This window comes from Paraburkholderia sp. 40 (assembly GCF_050434105.1).
Taxonomy (GTDB): Bacteria; Pseudomonadota; Gammaproteobacteria; order Burkholderiales; family Burkholderiaceae; genus Paraburkholderia; species Paraburkholderia tuberum.
In genome coordinates this window covers 4136920-4155960 of record NZ_JBNPVY010000004.1, presented here as the reverse complement: position 1 = coordinate 4155960, position 19041 = coordinate 4136920, and the positions used below count along the sequence as shown (strand labels likewise).

Annotated in this window: 17 protein-coding genes; 7 read left to right on the top strand and 10 right to left on the bottom strand. The window is 62.9% G+C overall.

What is annotated here, in order from left to right:
• Positions 1 to 47 precede the first annotated feature (47 nt).
• The 4 genes from motB to flhD all read right to left on the bottom strand — a co-directional run bounded on the left by motB (position 48) and on the right by flhD (position 3048).
• Entirely contained in the window at positions 48 to 1058 is a 1011-nt protein-coding gene (motB, locus tag OKW28_RS41120; protein ID WP_429453921.1) for a flagellar motor protein MotB, read from the bottom strand.
• Between the two features lie 22 nt (positions 1059 to 1080).
• On the bottom strand, positions 1081 to 1941 hold the full coding sequence (gene motA / locus OKW28_RS41115) for a flagellar motor stator protein MotA (protein WP_018418791.1): 861 nt from the start codon (positions 1939 to 1941) through the stop codon (positions 1081 to 1083).
• A gap of 136 nt (positions 1942 to 2077) precedes the next feature.
• Entirely contained in the window at positions 2078 to 2728 is a 651-nt protein-coding gene (gene flhC / locus OKW28_RS41110) for a flagellar transcriptional regulator FlhC (protein ID WP_429453919.1), read from the bottom strand.
• Positions 2728 to 3048, bottom strand: coding sequence for a flagellar transcriptional regulator FlhD (flhD, locus tag OKW28_RS41105; protein ID WP_429453917.1), 321 nt, complete (start codon positions 3046 to 3048; stop codon positions 2728 to 2730). Before flhD ends, flhC begins: the two co-directional genes overlap by 1 nt.
• A gap of 800 nt (positions 3049 to 3848) precedes the next feature.
• On the opposite strand from flhD, the gene OKW28_RS41100 reads away from it, so the two are divergent.
• On the top strand, positions 3849 to 4913 hold the full coding sequence (locus OKW28_RS41100; protein WP_429453915.1) for a glycosyltransferase family 4 protein: 1065 nt from the start codon (positions 3849 to 3851) through the stop codon (positions 4911 to 4913).
• Positions 4914 to 5210: 297 nt separating this feature from the next.
• Here the strand turns inward: OKW28_RS41100 and OKW28_RS41095 are convergent, their stop codons facing one another.
• Complete coding sequence (locus OKW28_RS41095; protein WP_013090908.1) at positions 5211 to 5513, bottom strand: H-NS family nucleoid-associated regulatory protein; 303 nt, start codon at positions 5511 to 5513, stop codon at positions 5211 to 5213.
• A 286-nt stretch (positions 5514 to 5799) separates the two neighbouring features.
• On the opposite strand from OKW28_RS41095, the gene aqpZ reads away from it, so the two are divergent.
• The 3 genes from aqpZ to OKW28_RS41080 all read left to right on the top strand — a co-directional run bounded on the left by aqpZ (position 5800) and on the right by OKW28_RS41080 (position 8062).
• Entirely contained in the window at positions 5800 to 6540 is a 741-nt protein-coding gene (gene aqpZ / locus OKW28_RS41090) for an aquaporin Z (RefSeq protein ID WP_429453913.1), read from the top strand.
• A 173-nt stretch (positions 6541 to 6713) separates the two neighbouring features.
• Positions 6714 to 7481 carry a histidine phosphatase family protein gene (locus OKW28_RS41085; RefSeq protein WP_429453911.1) on the top strand — a complete coding sequence of 256 codons (768 nt, stop codon included), beginning with the start codon at positions 6714 to 6716 and terminating at the stop codon, positions 7479 to 7481.
• 287 nt (positions 7482 to 7768) lie between these two features.
• A complete protein-coding gene (locus OKW28_RS41080; RefSeq protein ID WP_184069793.1) occupies positions 7769 to 8062 on the top strand; it encodes a PXPV repeat protein in 294 nt (97 codons plus the stop codon).
• A 101-nt stretch (positions 8063 to 8163) separates the two neighbouring features.
• On the opposite strand, the gene OKW28_RS41075 is transcribed toward OKW28_RS41080, so the two are convergent.
• Both OKW28_RS41075 and OKW28_RS41070 read right to left on the bottom strand, forming a co-directional pair.
• Entirely contained in the window at positions 8164 to 8985 is an 822-nt protein-coding gene (locus OKW28_RS41075; RefSeq protein WP_429453909.1) for a Cof-type HAD-IIB family hydrolase, read from the bottom strand.
• Positions 8986 to 9032: 47 nt separating this feature from the next.
• Positions 9033 to 9923: a BadF/BadG/BcrA/BcrD ATPase family protein gene (locus OKW28_RS41070; protein ID WP_429453907.1), complete on the bottom strand. Its 891-nt coding sequence runs from the start codon at positions 9921 to 9923 to the stop codon at positions 9033 to 9035.
• Positions 9924 to 10063: 140 nt separating this feature from the next.
• On the opposite strand from OKW28_RS41070, the gene OKW28_RS41065 reads away from it, so the two are divergent.
• Together OKW28_RS41065 and OKW28_RS41060 are read left to right on the top strand one after the other, a co-directional pair.
• Positions 10064 to 10660, top strand: coding sequence for a DNA-3-methyladenine glycosylase I (locus OKW28_RS41065; protein WP_429453905.1), 597 nt, complete (start codon positions 10064 to 10066; stop codon positions 10658 to 10660).
• A 162-nt stretch (positions 10661 to 10822) separates the two neighbouring features.
• Positions 10823 to 11248 (top strand): hypothetical protein, encoded by a 426-nt coding sequence (locus tag OKW28_RS41060; RefSeq protein ID WP_429453903.1) that lies wholly within the window; start codon positions 10823 to 10825, stop codon positions 11246 to 11248.
• Positions 11249 to 11347: 99 nt separating this feature from the next.
• Here the strand turns inward: OKW28_RS41060 and rpsU are convergent, their stop codons facing one another.
• Both rpsU and OKW28_RS41050 read right to left on the bottom strand, forming a co-directional pair.
• Positions 11348 to 11560 (bottom strand): 30S ribosomal protein S21, encoded by a 213-nt coding sequence (gene rpsU / locus OKW28_RS41055; protein ID WP_006050883.1) that lies wholly within the window; start codon positions 11558 to 11560, stop codon positions 11348 to 11350.
• A 418-nt stretch (positions 11561 to 11978) separates the two neighbouring features.
• Entirely contained in the window at positions 11979 to 12920 is a 942-nt protein-coding gene (locus OKW28_RS41050) for an aldo/keto reductase (protein WP_429453901.1), read from the bottom strand.
• A gap of 426 nt (positions 12921 to 13346) precedes the next feature.
• Between OKW28_RS41050 and OKW28_RS41045 the strand changes: the two genes are divergently transcribed.
• The gene (locus tag OKW28_RS41045; RefSeq protein ID WP_429453899.1) at positions 13347 to 18236 is read left to right on the top strand and encodes a tetratricopeptide repeat protein; all 4890 of its coding nucleotides are present in this window, start codon (positions 13347 to 13349) and stop codon (positions 18234 to 18236) included.
• A gap of 126 nt (positions 18237 to 18362) precedes the next feature.
• Here the strand turns inward: OKW28_RS41045 and OKW28_RS41040 are convergent, their stop codons facing one another.
• Positions 18363 to 19037 carry a DapH/DapD/GlmU-related protein gene (locus tag OKW28_RS41040; protein WP_429453897.1) on the bottom strand — a complete coding sequence of 225 codons (675 nt, stop codon included), beginning with the start codon at positions 19035 to 19037 and terminating at the stop codon, positions 18363 to 18365.
• Between the last annotated feature and the right edge of the window lie 4 nt (positions 19038 to 19041).

Genomic DNA, 19041 nt, shown 5'->3' with positions numbered 1-19041 from the left:
GGTGCGCGCCGGTCGGGCGCGGGCCGCGGCCCGGCGGCCGCGGTCTGTTACTGGGCCGGTGGCGCCGCCGCCGGCAACTTCGGTGCAGCCGTCACCGGCTGCGCAAGTTTTTGCAGCAGCGGCTTCGAGCCGGCTGCGTCGTCCGACAGGGTCGTCGTCGTGGAGTCGTCGTGATCGAGCGCCTCCTCGGACTTCCTGTTCAACACGATGATGCTGATGCGACGGTTTTCCGGATCGAGCGGGTCCGCCTTGTTCAGGTTCTGCGTCGACGCGAGACCGAGCACGCGCATCACCTTCGCTTCGTCCATGCCGCCCGCGACCAGCTCGCGCCGCGATGCGTTGGCGCGGTCGGCCGACAGCTCCCAGTTGCTATAGCCCTTCTCGCCGCCCGCGTACGGCACGGCGTCGGTATGGCCCTGCACGATGATGCGGTTCGGCACGTCGTTCAGCGTGTGGCCGATCTCGCGCAGGATGTCGCGCATGTACGGCTCGACGACGTCGCGCGCGGTCGCGAACATCGGCCGCTTCTGCGAGTCGACGATCTCGATGCGCAGGCCGGTCAGCGTCGAGTCGATGCGGATCTGCTGCTTGAACTGGCGCAGCACCGGGTTCGCCTCGATCGCGGCCATCAGCTTGACCTGCAGGTCATGCAGACGCACCTGCTCGTGGCGTTCGAGCTCACCTTGCAGCTGCTTCACCGAGTCCTCGTTGTTATGCGACGCGGTACGCTCGGCGCGGCTGCTGCTGCCGTCGGTCGAGCGGGTCACGCCCTGCGCGTCGGTCGAGATGTCGCGACCGCCGCCCTTCAGGATGCTCGAGTCTTCGGCGCTGCGATCGCCGCCCCACAGCGTGATCTTCAACGGCTGGTTGAAGTAGTCGGCGATACCTTTCAGCTGCACGGTGGAGGCTGAACTCAGCAGCCACATCAGCAGGAAGAACGCCATCATCGCGGTCATGAAGTCCGCGTACGCGAGCTTCCACGCGCCGCCGTGATGACCGGACTTTTTCGGCGCGCTGCGCTTGACGACGATTGCGCGGTCTTTGTCCTTGCTGCTCATCGGTTCGGTTCCCGTCGCCTGCTTATTTCGCCTTGACGCGGCGCACGTGCTCTTCGAGCTCGGCGAACGACGGGCGCTCGGTCGAGAACAGCACCTTGCGGCCGAACTCGACCGCGATCGCCGGCGCGTAGCCGTTCAGGCTCGCGAGGATCGTCACCTTGATGCACTGGAACATCTTGGTCGACTCGGTCACGCGCTGCTCGGCGACGCTGGCGAGCGGCCCGATCAGCCCGTACGAAAGCAGAATGCCGAGGAACGTGCCGACGAGCGCCTGCGCGATCATTTCACCGAGCACCGCGGGCGGCTTGTCGGCCGAGGCCATCGTGTGCACGACGCCCATCACCGCGGCGACGATACCGAACGCCGGCATCGCGTCGCCGACCTTGGTCAGCGCGTGCGCGGGCGCCTCGCCTTCCTGATGGTGCGTCTCGATCTCCTCGTCCATCAGGCTTTCGATCTCGAACGCATTCATGTTGCCGCCGACCATCAGCCGCAGGTAGTCGGTCAGGAACTCGATGATGTGCTTGTCGGCGAGGATCTTCGGGTACTGCGTGAAGATCGGGCTCTTCGACGGATCGTCGATGTCGGCTTCGAGCGTAAGCGTGCCTTCCTTGCGTGCCTTCGCGAGCAGCACGTACAGGAGCCCCATCAGCTCCATGTAGACGTCCTTGTTGTACTTCGCGCCCTTGAACAGGGTCGGAATGACGCGCAGTGTCGCCCGGATCGTCTTCATCCCGTTACCGAGAATGAACGCGCCGAGTCCAGCGCCGACGATCATCAGCACTTCAACGGGTTGCAGCAGCGCGCCGAGATGGCCGCCTTCGAGCGCGTAACCGCCGAAAACGGACAACAGCGTCACGAGTGTTCCCACGAAAATCAGCACTGCCGAGCCCTCACAAAAAAGCGACGGTCACCGTCGTTAGTCAGGTTTACGGCACCGAGGCGGAAAACTTTGGGGAAAAAGGCGGCGCTCGAGTCCGGTGTAAACCAGAGGCTTGCGCTGCCTCAACGCGTGCTGCTCAGACTTCGGCGGTGACGACGATATCGAGCGTGGGGGCGGGGCAGCGGGTCTCGTGAGCTCGCGCGTCGGTCACTTGCAGCACCTCCGCCGGGATTTCGGCGACGGCGATTTGCCGCTCGGCCCGCGTTTGCGCCGCCTTCTTCGTCTTGCCCGCGCGCGACGGCGGCTGACACAGCCCGCAAACGAACCCGTGCTGCGGATCGTGCGCGTGCGCGACGAAGTGGCCGCCACAGCGGCGGCAGGCGCTCATCTGCAGCATGCCCGAGTCGAAGAAGCGCACCAGCGTCCACGCGCGCGTGAGACTGAGCACCGCCTCGTCGTCGTGCAACTGCACGTGCTCGAGATACAGCCGGTAGCTCTTCACGATCGATTCGATCGCGCGACAGCCGCCGTGACCGGCCATGAAACGGTAGATGTTGTAGAACAGCGACGAATGAAAGTTCGGCTGCCAGGTCATGAACCAGTCGGTCGAAAACGGCAGCATGCCCTTGGGCGGCGACACCCCTTTCAATTCCTTGTACAGCTTGACGAGCCGGTCGCGCGACAGGCTGGTTTCCGCCTCCAGCAATTGCAGACGCGCGCCCAGTTCGATCAGCTCGATCGCGAGGGTGATTTCCCGGACTTCGAGTACGACGCTCTTACTGGCCATCAGCCGAGTTGCTCGACCGGCTGGCTCGCCATCAGGATCGCCGAATGAGCCTGCGCGATCGCGCTGGACTTGTCCTTGTCCGCGAGGGCGGACAGCACCGAGTGATCGTCGAAGCGGAAGCGGCACAGCATCTGGTTGGACGCCGCGAGCTTGACGGTCTGCGCCAACGACAGATTGGCGAGAACGTCGGCCAGCTGGTCCGAAATACCCATGCGGAACATGCCCATCGGCTTGTCTTCGCGCAGCAGACGCTGGGCGAGCAGCAGATAGGAAAGATTGACTTCCCTGATCTCACTGAGCATATGGCTAGTCGTGCTCATGATTTCCCCCGTTCGTATGCCCGGCTGGTCAGGCCGATTTTTGCGGAAACGTTTGCTCGAATGCGCGCGCTGAACCCGCGCGAATCCGCTCGTCTCTGGTCTTGCAAGGATTGTCTCGAAAGGAGGCACAGCCGAAAATCGGAGAGACACCCCAGCTGGGTGACGGATTAATCCGTCATTTGTGTAGGAATTATTCCTACAACCCAGGTTGCGGCGAGGCACGAATTGGGCCGAATTGATGCGCGGGGCGGGACTGACGATGCGCGCTGGGAATTTATACGGCTGCGGCGTGTACCGGATGGTGAGTTTTCAGAACTGCACCGCCGCACCGTAAATCGGTGGAAAAGAAATTATAAGACGTTTTCACCCGGCTGCAATCTGGCTCGGTTAGAGACCTTTCCCGGCTCATCCGACCCTCGGGTCCGCCGCTTGCTACGGTGCATTTCGCCTGTCGAGCTTGATTGAGTCGGTGGAATTACGCTTCCCGATTATGGGGACTGTTGGCGACCCGACCTTGCGCGGCAGCTGTTAACGGTCCATGTTTCGCGCTGTAACAACATTAAGCGTTTGAAAAATAACTCGAATTACCGCGGTCGATCCCGATAATGAAGGCTTAGGGATTACCCGATAGCTATTTCGGAGCAACCCTCGGGCGGGGCAAACCGCGCCCAACCGTCCGGTTAGGCATACGTACCTCGCGCCATTCAGCCGTCGTGCGAAGCCCCGGTAAGTATCAAAAATCCGCATGGGATCCGGGTCGGCGCCACAGCGCTAACTCTGATCGACACAGGAGAAAACGCATGCGAATCGCACAAGTCGCGCCGCTCTACGAAGCTGTCCCACCGAAACTCTATGGCGGCACCGAACGTGTCGTGTCGTATCTGACCGAAGCGCTGGTCGAGCTCGGCCATGACGTCACGCTGTTCGCGAGCGGCGACTCGGTCACGGCCGCCAATCTCGAGGCATGCTGGCCGCGCGCGCTGCGCCTCGATCCGACGATTCGCGATGCATTGGCGCCGCACGTGCTGATGATGGAAAAGGTCCGCAAGATCGCGCACGAGTTCGACGTGCTGCACTTTCATCTCGACTACATGCCGTTCCCCCTGTTCACGACGATGGACACGCCGTTCGTGACTACGCTGCACGGTCGTCTCGACCTGCCGGAATTACAGCCGGTGTTCGACGCGTTCTCGCATGTGCCGGTCGTGTCGATTTCGGATTCGCAGCGTCTGCCGCTACAGCAGGCCAACTGGCTCAACACGATCTATCACGGTCTGCCGGACCAGTTGCTGACGCCGCAGCCGCACAAGAAGCCCGAATATCTCGCGTTCCTCGGCCGCATCTGCCCGGAAAAACGCGTCGATACAGCTATCAGGATCGCCGCGCAAAGCGGTCTGCCGCTGAAGATCGCCGCCAAGGTGGACAAGGTCGACATGGAGTACTTCAAGCGCGAGATCGAGCCGCTGCTGTCGATGGCGCATGTCGAGTTCGTCGGCGAAATCAACGAGGCGCAGAAACCCGAGTTTCTGTCGGGCGCGAAGGCGCTGCTGTTCCCGATCGACTGGTCCGAGCCGTTCGGCCTCGTGATGATCGAGTCGATGGCCTGCGGCACGCCGGTTATCGCGTTCAACCGCGGCTCCGTGCCTGAGGTGATCGACCACGGCGTGACCGGCTATATCGTCGAGGACGTGCAAGGCGCGGTAGCGGCTCTGCAGCGTCTCGACGAGCTGTCGCGCATCGAAATCCGCGCCCAGTTCGAACGCCGCTTCAGTTCGAAAACGATGGCGCAGAACTATATCGACGGCTATTCCGCCTTGATTGAAACGTCGCGGCGCCCGGTATTGCGCCAGGTCGCGGTCGGCTAGGCGCGCCTGAAAACGGCCGGCGCTTTTACGGCTGGCCGTTTTCGGCACGCATTGAAGCGGCGCTGTGAACCTTCGCTTATGACGCTCAATAGCGGCGAGTCCGGCACCGGAATCGTTTGCGCGAGCGAAAAACGAAGTCTTTTGGCTGCGGGACGCGAAAAAGCCGCCCTGTATGGGCGGCTTTTTAATACAGGGATGGTTGCGCTTCCACGGTGGATTAGCGCGCGGCGAATAAGCCAAACAGCAAAGAAACCTTCAGACCGCCTTCACCCCGTCTCACATCAGGTCGGGCGGGCGTCACGCCGAGCCAATCAGAAAGCGCTCGCGATTCTTGCCGACGATCCATTTGGGCGGCTTGCCTCGCCCGCTCCATGTATTGCCCGACTTCGGGTCCTGATATTTCGCCGGCAGCGGCGTCTTCTTGGGCGGGCGGCCGCGCTTGGCGGCGACCGCGAAACCGAGATCCTGCGCGGTCAGACCGTATTCGGCGATCTTTTGGCGGATGTCGGCGACGACATTGTCGATTTCCGTGCGTCGCGCTTCTTCGGCCTGTGCCTGCAATTTGGCAATCTGCGCCTTGAGGTCTGCATATTGAGACATTCGGTTCTCCCCTTTCTAGAACTCATTCGACCGCAGACTAGCTGCAATTATAAAAATTCGCAATGGCGACTAATACCGGTTTAGCGAATTTTCCTCTGATAATTATTAAAATGTGTGAATTGTAAAACCTCCGCTTTATCTCGCAATAGTTTATAAATTCTGTCCGGATTGACAATCCTTGACACCCGATTTGGCGCTGTCCGCCTAGAATTGCGCGCTCAAGGTACGTACTCGCCCTTTTCGATGCGTGCTTCTGAAGTACCCATTCTTTTTAGGATCACCAAACATGCAGTTGTCAAAGCGCGTCGTTGCCGAATTGCTCGGCACCTTCTGGCTCGTGCTCGGAGGCTGCGGCAGCGCGGTCCTCGCCGCCAACTTCGCCGGGCCGGTTCACGGATTGGGCATCGGCTTCGTCGGCGTGTCGCTGGCCTTCGGCCTGACCGTGCTGACGATGGCTTTTGCGATCGGCCACATTTCGGGCTGCCACCTGAATCCGGCGGTGAGCGTCGGACTGGCCGTCGCCGGCCGATTTCCGGTGCGCGATCTTCTGCCCTATGTCGTCGCGCAGGTGGTCGGCGCGGTGCTCGGCGCATTCGTGCTGTCGCTGATCGCGTCGGGCAAGCCTGGCTTCGACCTGGTCGCGAGCGGCTTCGCGACGAACGGTTACGGCGAGCAATCGCCGGGGCACTACTCGCTCGCCGCTGCCTTCATTTGCGAAGTGGTAATGACTGGCTTCTTCCTGTTCGTGATTCTCGGCGCGACCGACCGCCGCGCGCCGGCCGGCTTCGCGCCCATCGCGATCGGCCTGTGCCTGACGCTGATCCATCTCGTCTCGATTCCTGTCACCAACACGTCGGTCAATCCGGCGCGCTCGACGGGCCCGGCGCTATTCGTCGGCGGTGTGGCGATCGATCAGCTGTGGCTGTTCTGGGTTGCGCCGATCATCGGTGCGGTGATCGCGGGTGTCGTCTATCCGCTGATCGCTGAGGATCGCAGCAGCGATGCGCGCAGGCTGGCGCTCGACTGACGGCCAGTTCGACGCCCTGGTCTCGCGATCGTCGCGTAGTCGGCATGAATGGGCGCTTCGGCGCCCATTATTCATTGCGCTCGCCAATGCGAGATGAATGCCGCGCCGGCCGCGTGCCGGTGGGCACCGCTGCTAGAATCGGGCGACTTCCCCGCCTCGCACAGGTGCTTTCGATGAACCGTTTCCGCGGATTCCTGCATGGCGTCGCACTGTCGCTCGGCGGCCTGTGCGCGAGCACGATGGCGTTGCCGGCCGCGTCCGCGGCGACGAACACGGCGACCGTCGTTGCGACCGCGGCCCCCGCCGTTGCCGCGGCGGGCGGCAATATCGAAACCCTTGTATTCGTTCGACACGGCGAGAAACCCGCGCAGGGGTACGGCCAGCTAGACTGCCAGGGGCTCAACCGTGCGCTCGCGTTGCCGGCCGTGATCGCCGCCAAATTCGGCAAACCCGATGCGATCTACGCGCCCGACCCCGGCCAGCAAAAAGACGACGGCGGTCATCCGTACTATTACGTGCGCCCGCTAGCGACGATCGAACCGACCGCGATTCAATTCCAGATGCCGGTCCAAACACCGTACGGTTTTGCGCAGATCGACCAGCTCGGCAACGCGCTCGTTGACCCAGCCAATCGCGGCAAGCTGATCGTCGTTGCCTGGGAGCACAAGCTGATCGAGAAGCTGTTGCGGCAGATGTTGAGCACGCATGGCGGTCGCGCGGCCGACGTGCCGAAATGGCAAAGCGACGACTTCGACAGCATTTACATCGTCCGACTCGACTGGCAGAACGGCACGCCGCGCGCGAGCTTCAAACACGATCGCGAAGGGCTCGACGGGCGGGCAACCGATTGCCCTTGCGCGGCCTTGCCAGGAGTGTCGGCATCTTCGGCAGGGGCGGCCTCTTCCGCAACTTCGGCCGCTTCGGCGCCTGCGGCGGATTAATTGAGCAATACAGATGTAAGCCGTGTTTACGTGCGCTGGCGCGGCAAGCGGCGAGCGTGCGCGACGAGCCGCCTGCCGGCTTGAATTGACCGGCCGCAAAGCCCCGTGGGGCGCGGCTGCAAGCGAAGTGAGGTGTTTGCGCGCAACGTCCGCGCGAGCGTTTTTCCTGGCTTTGATGACTTCGACGATGCTTGCAGTCCGTAACATCTGGTCGCAGTCCAGCCCGCCTCGAGTGCGTACATTGGTCCTGTGCGACAAACCTACGTCGCCTCACAGGAGAGACCAACATGAAACGCATCGTCACTCACTTGCTGGTTGCTGCCGGACTCGCGGCGGGCGCATGCGGTGTCGCGCAGGCGCATACGGATCTGAGCGTCGGCCTATCGCTCGGCGCCCCGGTTTATGCCGCGCCCGTGAGCGTCTACGCCGCGCCGGAGCCGGTGTATTACGGCGGCTGGGATCATCGCTACCCGCGTGGTGACTACTACCGCGACTATCACCGCGATGATCGCGGCTGGGGTCACGACAACCGTCGCTGGGGTCATGACAATCGAGGCGAGCACCGCGGCTGGCGGGATTGACGAGCGCAAGCGGAGCGCGCGCTGCGTGCTTCGGGAGCAACGTTTGCGGCCCGCATCCACGCGAGTGGATGCGGGCCGCTTTCAATCGCAGTGACTACGGTTCAAGATGCCATTTCGTCGTCGAGCGCAAACAGTTTGCGCAGATGATGCGCAACGCCCGCCTCGAAATTGTTCCCGATGCGCGGCACATGCGGCAGACGGGTGATCAGATCGGGATTGGCGTTGTTCATCATGAATGGATGGCCGGCCGTCTCGAGCAGATCGATATCGTTCATGTTGTCGCCGAACGCGACGCAGTGCGACGCGTCGACACCGAGACGCTTGAGCACGATCTGCAGGGCGCGCCCCTTCGACACATTCGCGGTCATCACTTCGAGACAATCCGGCAATGAATACGTCACGTACAGTCGTTCGCCGAAGTCGCGTTCCAGATTGGCGGCCACCTGCGCGAGATCGGCGGGATCGCCGATATACAGCGCCTTGGCAATGTCGACACCATCGTGCTTCGGCAGGTCGGTCAATTCATACGTGAAGCCGGAATCCTGGTGAAATTCCAGCAGATGGGGCGCGTCGCGGTCGATGAGCCACGCCTCGTCTGCAAACAGACTGACGATCACTCGACCATGCGCGCCGACAATTTCGGGCTGCACGAGACGCTGGACGATCGCCGGCGGCAAATCGTCGGCGTGGATCACCGTGTTGTCAGGCGCGTGAATGCGCGCGCCGTTCGACGTGATCAGATACGGATTGATGCCGAGCAGATCGCGGATGCCCGCGACGTCGCAGTAATGCCGCCCGGTGGCGATCACGAACTGCAGCCCGTCGCTTTCGAGCTTGCGCACCGTGGCGACCGTGAACGGGTCTACCTGGTGATCAGCGTTGAGCAGTGTGCCGTCCAGATCCGTGGCGATGACTTTATACATGGTGAGTCCGGCGGCTGAGCCGTCGAGGCAGCGTCAAAGCGGGTATTTTACAGGTCTCCTCGAGCCAGCCGCTGCGCCTCGCGCCGCGCCAGTTGCAAGCCGCCATGCACCGAATCCGCCCGCGGCTCGCGCAGGCGCGCCTGATACGCCTGCGGCACGTACTCGCGCAACGGCGTACCGAGGCCTCCGCATAACGCGACCGGCAGCGCGCCCGTCGCGTCCAGCGCGGCGATCATCTTGCCGACTTCGACGCCGGCCTCGCCGAGCAGCCGCGCCGCGAACGGATGTGCGCGGTGTTCGATCGCGATCGGCGCGAGCCGCGCGTAGGCAGTCTGATTGGCCGCGCACAGCCACACGACGAGACTGTCGCGATCTCGCGCGCCGGTATGCGCGAGCAGCGCGTGCGTGAGATCGTCGACGGGAACGCGGCCATCCAGCGCCTGTTGCGCGCGCACGATCAGCCGGAGGCCGAGCCACGCGCCGCTCGCTTCGTCGCCCGATGGAAAGCCGTAGCCGCTGGCCATGCGGAATTCGCCGTCGCTCGCGAGCGAAGCCGCGACGCTGCCGGTGCCGAGTGCGACGATCACGCCGGGCGCGCCGTCGTGCGCGCCGAGCAGGGTCGTGTAGGCGTCGGTTTCGACGGCCAGTCCGGCGAGCCGCGGCGCCTGCTGGTGAAACTCGGCGAGCCAGTCACGATTGTTGACGCCCGCCAGTCCGCAACCGAGCACGCAACGCGACCAGTCCAGCGCGACTCCAGCTCGCTGGAACGCTTCGCCGCAGGCGGCCTGAATGGACTGCCATGCGCGCGGGATGCCGAGCCCAAGGCCCGATGGGCCGCCTGCCGCCTGCGCCAGTTCGCGGCCCTGCGCGTCGCCGAGCACGACGCGCGTGCCGGTGCCGCCGCCGTCGACGCCGATCAGAAAGAAGTCGTGGTTCATCGAATCGAATCAGTTCCGTGGGTGAATAACGCTTAGCGTGGCAGGTCAGTTTGAATCGCGCAATTGGCAGATTGGCCAGCTTGCGGCGTACACCGCTTCCGCTATGCTGGCGAACGACATGATCACGCGGGAGCGCGACAGTGACACAACGATGCAACTGGGTATCGAGCGAAGCGCTCGCACAGTACCACGACACCGAATGGGGTGTGCCCTCGCGCGACGACCAGCACCTGTTCGAGATGCTCGTGCTCGAAGGCGCGCAGGCCGGTTTGTCATGGTCGACGATCCTCAACAAGCGCATCGGCTACCGCCGTGCATTCGCCGACTTCGACATCGACAAGGTCGCGGCCTTCACGCCGAAGCACGTGGATGCGCTCGTCGCCGATGAAAGCATCGTGCGACATCGCGGCAAAATCGAGGCGGCCATCCTGAACGCACGCGCTGTGCAGCAGATTCAGGCTGAACATGGCTCGCTCGCGAACTTCGTGTGGTCATTCGTCGACGACACGCCGATTCAGAACGAATGGGCTTCGTATAAGCATGCACCTGCGTCGACGGAAGTATCGGACGCGCTAAGCAAGGCGCTCAAGCGCTACGGTTGCAAATTTGTCGGTTCGACGATCTGCTACGCATTCATGCAGGCGATCGGCATGGTCAACGATCATGAGACGACCTGCATGTGTCGTGAGCGATGCGTGTCGCTGGGCAAGAAGGGGCGTGGTCGGAAGGCGAGGTGAGGCCACGGCGTCCGCGGGAGGCGCAAACGCGTGAATTGGCGCCCTTTCATGCTCGTAGTCGGCCCTTCGTCGGACGACGCACGGCGGATACTCGTCGCCATGCGCTCACGTGATGCGCGCTCAACAACAAATAACTACCGCCTCGGACGCGGGAGACCAACCATGAAAACACTTAGCTTCCTGACCCACCAGGACATTTACGATCAGTCCGTCACGCATCTGTTCGAACAGAAACGCGCTGCATTGCTACCGAGGGGCGGCGGCGCCTACCGCGGCTATTGTGGCGGCTGCCCGGTCGGCAACCTGATCAAGCCGCGCGATTACATGACCGCAATGGAAGGCGTGCCGGTGCGCTTCATCGGCAAGCCACTGGCCGAAGTGCCCGCTTACATGGATGCCGGCTTGGCCGCGCTGAAAAAAGCGCTGCTTCGCGCCCGCATCAACGTATGCGACCCGGTGACCATCGCTTTGCTCAGTTGCCTGCAAAACGTGCACGACGTGTTCGGCACATGGGAGTGGCACGACCGGCTGGGCTCGATCGCGCGCGAGTTCGGGTTGTCGGCCGAGCGGCTGAGGAGCGCGGCGTAACGGCTGCACGCAGGGGCAAAATCCGACGCCGCAAAAGCAAAACGGCGAGTGGCTTCTTTCGAAGCTCACACCGCCGTTCGGCGTATGTAAAAAGCGTGCTTAGTGCAGCTTTTTCGGCAGCATCTGGCTGCGCAGACGCTTGTGCAGGCGCTTAACAGCTGCTGCCTTCTTGCGCTTGCGAGCCGTGGTCGGCTTTTCGTACGACTGGCGTTCACGCAGTTCAGCGATCAGGCCATTCTTTTCGATTGCGCGACGAAAGCGGCGAATTGCCACTTCGAACGGCTCGTTTTCCTTCAGAAGAATCGTCGTCATGTAATTCCTAACTCAATCACTAGATACGGGTTTAATTGCATGGCGGTAACCGCTCAGGTCACCATTCACGCGCCGGCCCTCCGGTCGCTCCGATTCATGGCCAGTAACAGGCAAACGCGAGGCTGATAAATAACCCCGGCCAAACCACGAATGAAGCGAGAGGCAAAGCGGCCACGGAGGCCGGAAAAGAGAGGTGGGGAGTTCACCGCGCAACGCGGACAGACGTAATGCAAATGCCGCGTCTGTTGCCGTTTCGCCAACCTTTCATCAACGAAGAACACTGACGAAACAGGCAAAGATCTCAATTCACTCCCGATCATATCAGGAAACTCTCCATCCTACCAGGGGTTTACCGATTGCGCCAGGCTTTTCCCTGGCGCGGATCGCCCCCGCGTCGGCGGCCGAGGTGTTCGCCTTATCAGGCGCTCGCTTCGTCCAGCTCACGAATATCGTCGGCGGCGAGGGACAGCTGGACGGCCGCGACCAGGCTCTTCAACTGCTGGACCGAGGTTGCGCTCGCAATAGGGGCCGTAACGCTAGGACGCGCGATCAGCCATGCAAGCGCGATCGCGGCCGGCGTGCTGCCGTGCCGTTGCGCGACGCGGTCGAGCGCGCCGAGAATCCGCAAGCCGCGCCCGTTCAGGTATTTTTCGACCCGGCTCCCGCGCGCCTTGCCGGCCAGATCGGCCCCGCTGCGGTATTTGCCTGACAGGAACCCGCTCGCGAGGCTGTAATAGACGACCACGCCGAGATGATTCGCGAGCGCCACCGGCTCGCTGTCGCTCTCGTATTGCGCGCGGTCGTACAGGTTGTATTCGGGCTGCAGCAACTGATACCCGGGCAGCCCGTGCTCGCGCGATACCGCGAGCGCTTCCTCGACGCGCGCGCCACTATAGTTAGACGCGCCGATCACGCGCACCTTACCCGCCTCGATCAGCTTCTGATACGCACCGAGCGTTTCGGCGAGCGGCGTCGCGGTGTCGTCGTCGTGGGAGAAATAGACGTCGATGTAATCGGTTTGCAGGCGGCGCAGCGAGTCTTCGACCGCCGCCTGGATATTTGCGGCCGATAGCCCCTTGCGCTGCGGATGCTTCGAAACCTTGGTCGCGAGCACGATCCGCTCGCGCTTGCCGCTCTGATGGAACCACTTGCCGAGTATCGTCTCCGACTCGCCGCCCTGGTTGCCGGGCACCCAGGCCGAGTAGACATCGGCGGTGTCGATGAAATTGAGTCCGGCTTCAACGAACGCGTCGAGCATCGAGAAAGAGGTGGCTTCATCGGCCGTCCAGCCGAATACGTTGCCGCCGAACATGAGCGGGGCGACCTGCAACGAGGAAGTGCCGATCCTGCGTAGTTCCATGATGGCTCCAGGTATGAGTGGGCGAACGCAATGCGGGAAATGGGTGGGCGAACCCGGGACGGTTGAGCATACGCCGCCTTGAACAAGGCTGCAGCGCGCGGCGCCGCTGCAAGTCACAGCGCATGGCACTGACCACATTGATGCACAGCGCAAAAGGGGACGCAACGGGATGCGCGCGCCTCTCAAGTCTTTTCCAATGCCCCTCGCAGGTACGGCGAATGCCGCAAGCGGCGGCATCGCGTAGGACACGGACGCGGGCACACGCCACGGTCAGGTTGCGGGCTCGCGCCATATCGCGATGAGCGACAGTTCCGGATATCCCGCCAAATTGACGACCGTTTTGGCGTTAGCTCGACGCATCGGGGCAGCAGACCCCACCGCATAATTGCAAACTCAGCCTCCTTGCGATCTACGCGCGAATTCGACATGTCCACTCCTTCCCACCCAACCGACGCCCTGGAGCTCGAACAACAGCTGGAGCGCGACATTGCGGTCGTCATGCAGGCGGCGTTCGAGCATCATCGCAGGCAGGAATTCGACCAGGCCGCTTCGCACTACACCGCGATTCTCGAGGCGATTCGCGATCACGCCTCTGCAAATCATCACCTCGGCCTGCTGCTAGTGCAAACCGGCCGGCCGGCCGAGGCGTGGCCGCATTTCGAAGCCGCACTCGGCCGTGAACCGGACAACGGCGCGTATTGGGTCGGCTACATCAATGCCCTCATCGAGAGCGGCCAGAACGAAGCCGCCCGCGCGGCATGCGACGCGGCACAGCAGCTCGGCGTACGCAAGCCGGCATTCGCTACGCTGCTCGCCCGTATGCCCTCCAGTGATACGCGTCGCGCGAGCACAGAGGAGTTGAACCAGCACGCGGCCCTCTTCAGCAACGGCGAGATCGAGGCATCGCTGAACATCGCGCTTCGTCTGACGACGCACTATCCGTCGCACGGAGAATGCTGGCGAGCACTCGCCCTGTCCCAGCAGCGTCTGGGGCAGTACGCCGAATCCGTGCCCGTTGCGGAGCACGCCGTGCGGCTGCTCCGCAACGATCTGGTGTCCCACATGCTGCTGGCAAGCGGACTCTGCGCCATCGCCGATTGGCCGCGCGCCGAGGCGCACTGCCGCGAGGCGCTCGAGCAATTCCCCCACTATGCGGAACTGCATCGCATGCTGGCGAACAGCCTGACGGGTATGCACCGCTACACCGACAGCATCGCCAGTTGCCGCCGCGCCGCGGCGCTGGCACCCGGCCATGCAGACATCTATGGCACGCTCGGCACTGCTCTGCTCGGACACGGCCAGAATGAAGAAGCGGAAACTGCGTATCGCCGCGCACTCGAATTGACCCCGATGGATGCGAGCGCGTACACCGCCTTGCTTCACTGTCTGATGCACAAGGTCGATCGCGACATGGCGATGTTCCAGGCCGAGGCCCGCGAGTTCGCGAAGCGACACGAAGCGCCCCTTCGCGAGCAGTGGCCCCGCCATGCGAATCCGCGCGATCCGTCGCGGCGCCTGCGCATAGGCTTCGTTTCGGGCGATCTGGTGGATCACCCCGTGACGTCGTTTCTTTTGCCGGTCGTCGAGCATCTCGCGCGGGACAACGGCCTTTCGCTGCACTTCTATTCGAACAATCCGGCCAGCGACAGCGTCACCGCACAGATCCGCGGGCATGTCGATGGATGGCGAGAAGTGTACGGCCTCCCTGACGGCGCGCTCGTCCAGCAGATCCGCGCTGACGGCATCGACATTCTGATCGACCTCGCGGGCCATTCTGGCCGCAACCGGCTTGCAGCGTTCGCGCATAGACCGGCGCCGGTTCAGGTCAGCTGGATCGGCAATCCCGCCACGACCGGCCTGACGTCCATCGACTATTACCTGTCCGACCGTTTCGTCACGCCCCTCGCACAGTTCGCCGGCAAGTTCTCGGAAAAGCTCGTGTTCCTGCCAGCCCTCGCCCCGTTCAGGGCACCGGAAAACTCACCGCCCGTCGACGAACTGCCCGCGTCGCGCAATGGCTTTCTGACGTTCGGCAGTTTCAGCCGGATGAGCAAGATCGGGCCAGCAGTCGTGGCGCTGTGGGCGCGTGTACTGCGCGAGGTGCCCGATGCGCGTCTCGTCATCGGTTCGATTTCCGGTCAGGACGAGATCGACAAGCTGACCGAGCGGTTCGCGGCTGAAGGGATCGACGCGGCGCGGCTCGGCTTTCTGCCGCGCAAAGGCATGCGCGGTTATCAGGAACAGCACCACCAGATCGACGTCTGTCTCGACGCGTTTCCGTTCGGCGGCTCGACCACGACACTGCAAGCCTTGTGGATGGGCGTCCCCACGGTGACGCTCCCCGGCGATTCGATGGCAAGCCGCAGCAGCACCGGCTGGCTCTCATTGCTGGGGCTCGACGCGCCCTTCGTCGCGCACGACAAGGACGACTACGTGCGTAAGTGCGTGACACTCGCCGCCGACATCGACGCTCTCGCGACGCTGCGCCGCGAGCTTCGCCAGCACTGCGCGCAGTCATCAGTGTTCAGTGCGAAACCGGTCGCAGACGCCGCATCGCGCGCGCTGCGCATCATGTGGCAGCGCTGGTGCGACGGACTCGCGCCCGAGCATTTCGACGCCGCTTTGCCGGTTCCAGCCGAAACCGGTGTACCAGCCGCCGATCCGCAACCGGAACACGACATCGCGGTAGCGGACGCAGCCGGGCCCGCAAGACGCGATGACAGACGCGCAAGCGCCAGGGAAATGCGGCAATACACGGATCTCTTCGGCAAGGGAAAAATCGAAGCGGCGCTCAAGACCGCGCATCGCTTGACGCAGCAATACCCGTCGCACGGCGAATGCTGGCTCGCCCTTGCGTGCGCGTTGCAGCGCGCGGGCAGGCACACTGAGTTCGCGAGCGCCGCTGAGCGTGCCGCCACCCTGCTGCCCGACACGCTTTCCGCACAGACACTGCTGGCCGACGCGCTGAAAATCACGCGCCAGTTCGAGCAAGCCGAAACGCACTGCCGCGAGGCGCTCAAACGCCACCCCGACAGCGCGGGACTGCATCACACCTTGGGCGTCGTCCTGCAGTCAATGGGCCGACACGCGCAGAGCATCGCCTGTTTCCGCCGTGCTGTGGCGCTGACACCGGACAACGCTCTCGCGTACGACGCGCTCGGCGTCGCACTCCTTGAGTATGGCGAGAGCAAAGAGGCCGAATCCGCCTTGCGCCGGGCACTCGAATTGGCGCCGACGCAGGCGCAGGTGCACAGCAACCTGCTGTTTTGCCTGATGCACAAGAACGGGCTCGATGCGGCGAGCGCCTTCGCCGAATACCGCGAATTCGCGACCCGCCACGAGGCGCACCTGCGCGCGCGCCGGCCAAAGCACGCCAATGATCGCAATCCGTCGAGGCGTCTGAAGATCGGCTTCGTTTCGGGCGACCTGTTCAATCACCCAATCGCTTATTTCCTGCTGTCGATCGTCGAGAATCTGGCACGCGACACGAGCCTCGCACTGCACTTCTATTCGAACCACACGGTCAGCGACGGCTACACCGACCAGATCCGCGCCCATGCCCAAGGCTGGCACCCGGTTTCCGGCATCAGCGATGCCGTGCTCGCTGAAAAAATCCGCGGCGACGGCATCGATATTCTCATCGATCTGTCCGGCCATACCGGCCGCAACCGGCTCGTGACATTCGCGCACAAACCAGCGCCGGTGCAGGTGAGCTGGATCGGCAATCCATCGACGACCGGTCTGACGGCCATCGACTATTACATGTCGGACCGCTTCGTCACGCCGCTCGAGCAGTTCGCCGGGCAGTTCTCCGAAAAGCTCGTGTTCCTGCCCGCGCTCGCACCGTTCAAGCCGCACCCGCACGCGCCGGACGTCAACGCGTTGCCCGCCCTGAAAAACGGCTTCATGACCTTCGGCAGCTTCAGCAAGCTACTCAAGATCGGGCCGGAAGTCATCGCGCTGTGGGCGCGCGTGCTGCGCGAGGTGCCGCATTCGCGGATGGTCATCGGCGCGATTGTGGCGCCCGAGCAAATGAGCAAGGTCAGCGCGCTATTCGCCAACGAGGGCATAGACGCCAGCCGCATCAGCTTCCTGCCACGCGCGGGGATGGCGGCCTACCTGGCGCAGCACCATCAGATCGACGTGTGTCTCGACGCATTTCCGTTCGCCGGTTCGACCACGACCATGCACGCGCTGTGGATGGGCGTCCCGACCGTGACCTTGCCCGGCTTCTCGATGGCGAGCCGAGGCAGCACGGGATGGCTCTCGCACCTCGGCATCGACGACGCATTCGTTGCGCGCGACGAGAACGATTTTGTGCGCAAGTGCGTCGCGCTGGCCGCCGATCTGGATGCGCTAGCCATGGTGCGCCGCGAGCTTCGAGCGCACTGCGCGCAGTCCTCGCTCATCAGCGCGGGCACGATTGCCGAGGCCGCATCGCGTGCGCTGCGCGCGATGTGGCAACGCTGGTGCGACGGGCTGGAACCCGCACACTTCGAGGTTCCGGCGCGCGACGCGAATGCGCCGGCGCAGCCAGTCGCGGCGCGCGAAAGCGATACGCAAGCCGCCGCCGGAACGACGGCGGCATCGGTCACGTCGAGCGAGAAGGCGGACGGCGTCCCCGCGGCAATCAAGCCGATCCGTTTCGTCTGCGGCACCCGTTGCAGCCGCGAGCAGTTCTGGAACGAAACCGCACTGGGTCGCACGCTGAAGCCCTACGCGAACCAGCCTGACGTCCAACTCCAACTGTTCGACAACAATTCGCGCGGGCTTTCCAGCATCTACAACGAAGCCATCGAGCACGCCAGGCAGGATCCGGCGATTCTCGTCTTCATTCACGACGACATCTGGCTCAGCGACTTCTTCTGGAAGTTGCGCGTGCGGCGATCGCTGACGCGTTTCGACGTGGTGGGCCTTGCCGGTAACCTGCGCCGCGTGCCGCACCAGCCCTCATGGGCCTTCGTCTCGCCGGACCTGCGCTGGGACGAGCGCCGGTACCTGAGCGGGACGGTCGGCCACGGCAAGGGATTCCCGTGCAACGAGATATCGAACTTCGGCCCGGTCGCCCAGGAATGCAAGCTCCTCGACGGTCTCCTGCTGATTGCCGACAGCGAAACGCTCGTGAGCCGCGACGTGCGATTCGACGAGCAGTTCAAGTTCCACTTCTATGACATGGATTTTTGTCGCGAGGCCGAACTCAAGGGCCTGAGCATGGGCACCTGGCCGTTGAGCGTGGTGCATGAAAGCGGTGGGGCTTTTGGATCGCCGGGATGGCGTGAGGGGTACGAGCGGTATTTGCGCAAATACGGGAGCTAGTAGATTGCAGGCGCAGCCAGTGAACGAAGCTGATTTTTCGAGGCTACGCCAATCGCCGGTGAAATATCTGCCGAACGGCATCGGCGCAGTGTTCCGCTGGATCACGCGCCATATGCGAGGCCCGAATCAGATCCCCTCCTTTCCCGCTGCAAGCCGACGATCAACAATGCGACCTGAAGCCCGAAGTGCCTCATGGATGAAAACAGGTTCCGTCAATGAAGAATGAACATCTTCAAACGCCTTGAGATACGACCAGGCCGGAACCTTGACCGATTCGGCAATACGTACCTGGCTACCGATAGTGCAATGGCGGCCGATCTTTGAAAAACGATCGACGAATACGGCAGAGCCGAAGTAGGCGTTCTCACCGATTTCGGTACCCTGACCGAAAAAGCACCTGGCCCCGACGATGACGTTGTTACCAATACGCACATCGTATTGCGCGATGGCACCTTCGAGAACCAGACTGTGCTCGCCAATGACAACACGCGCACCGAGCTGTGCCGAAGGACTGACATACGAAGCAAGCCGATAGCCCTGCTGTCTGGCAGTTTCGGCGATCTCGGCGCGCGCTATGTTCTGCCGTGCATGTTCCAACGCAACGAACACCTCATACTCATGTGGCGGATGGCTCTGCGGCAATGTCTCGAACGGCACGAAAGGCAAATCGCCATGTTCGTCTTGCGGAATGAAACGCTGATGTGCCGTACGTACAACCGTATCCGCACCGCTGTCCGCAAACAACGAACAAACCATCCGGGAGAAGGGGCTAATGCCAAAAACGACGATCTTGCGACTCATGAAA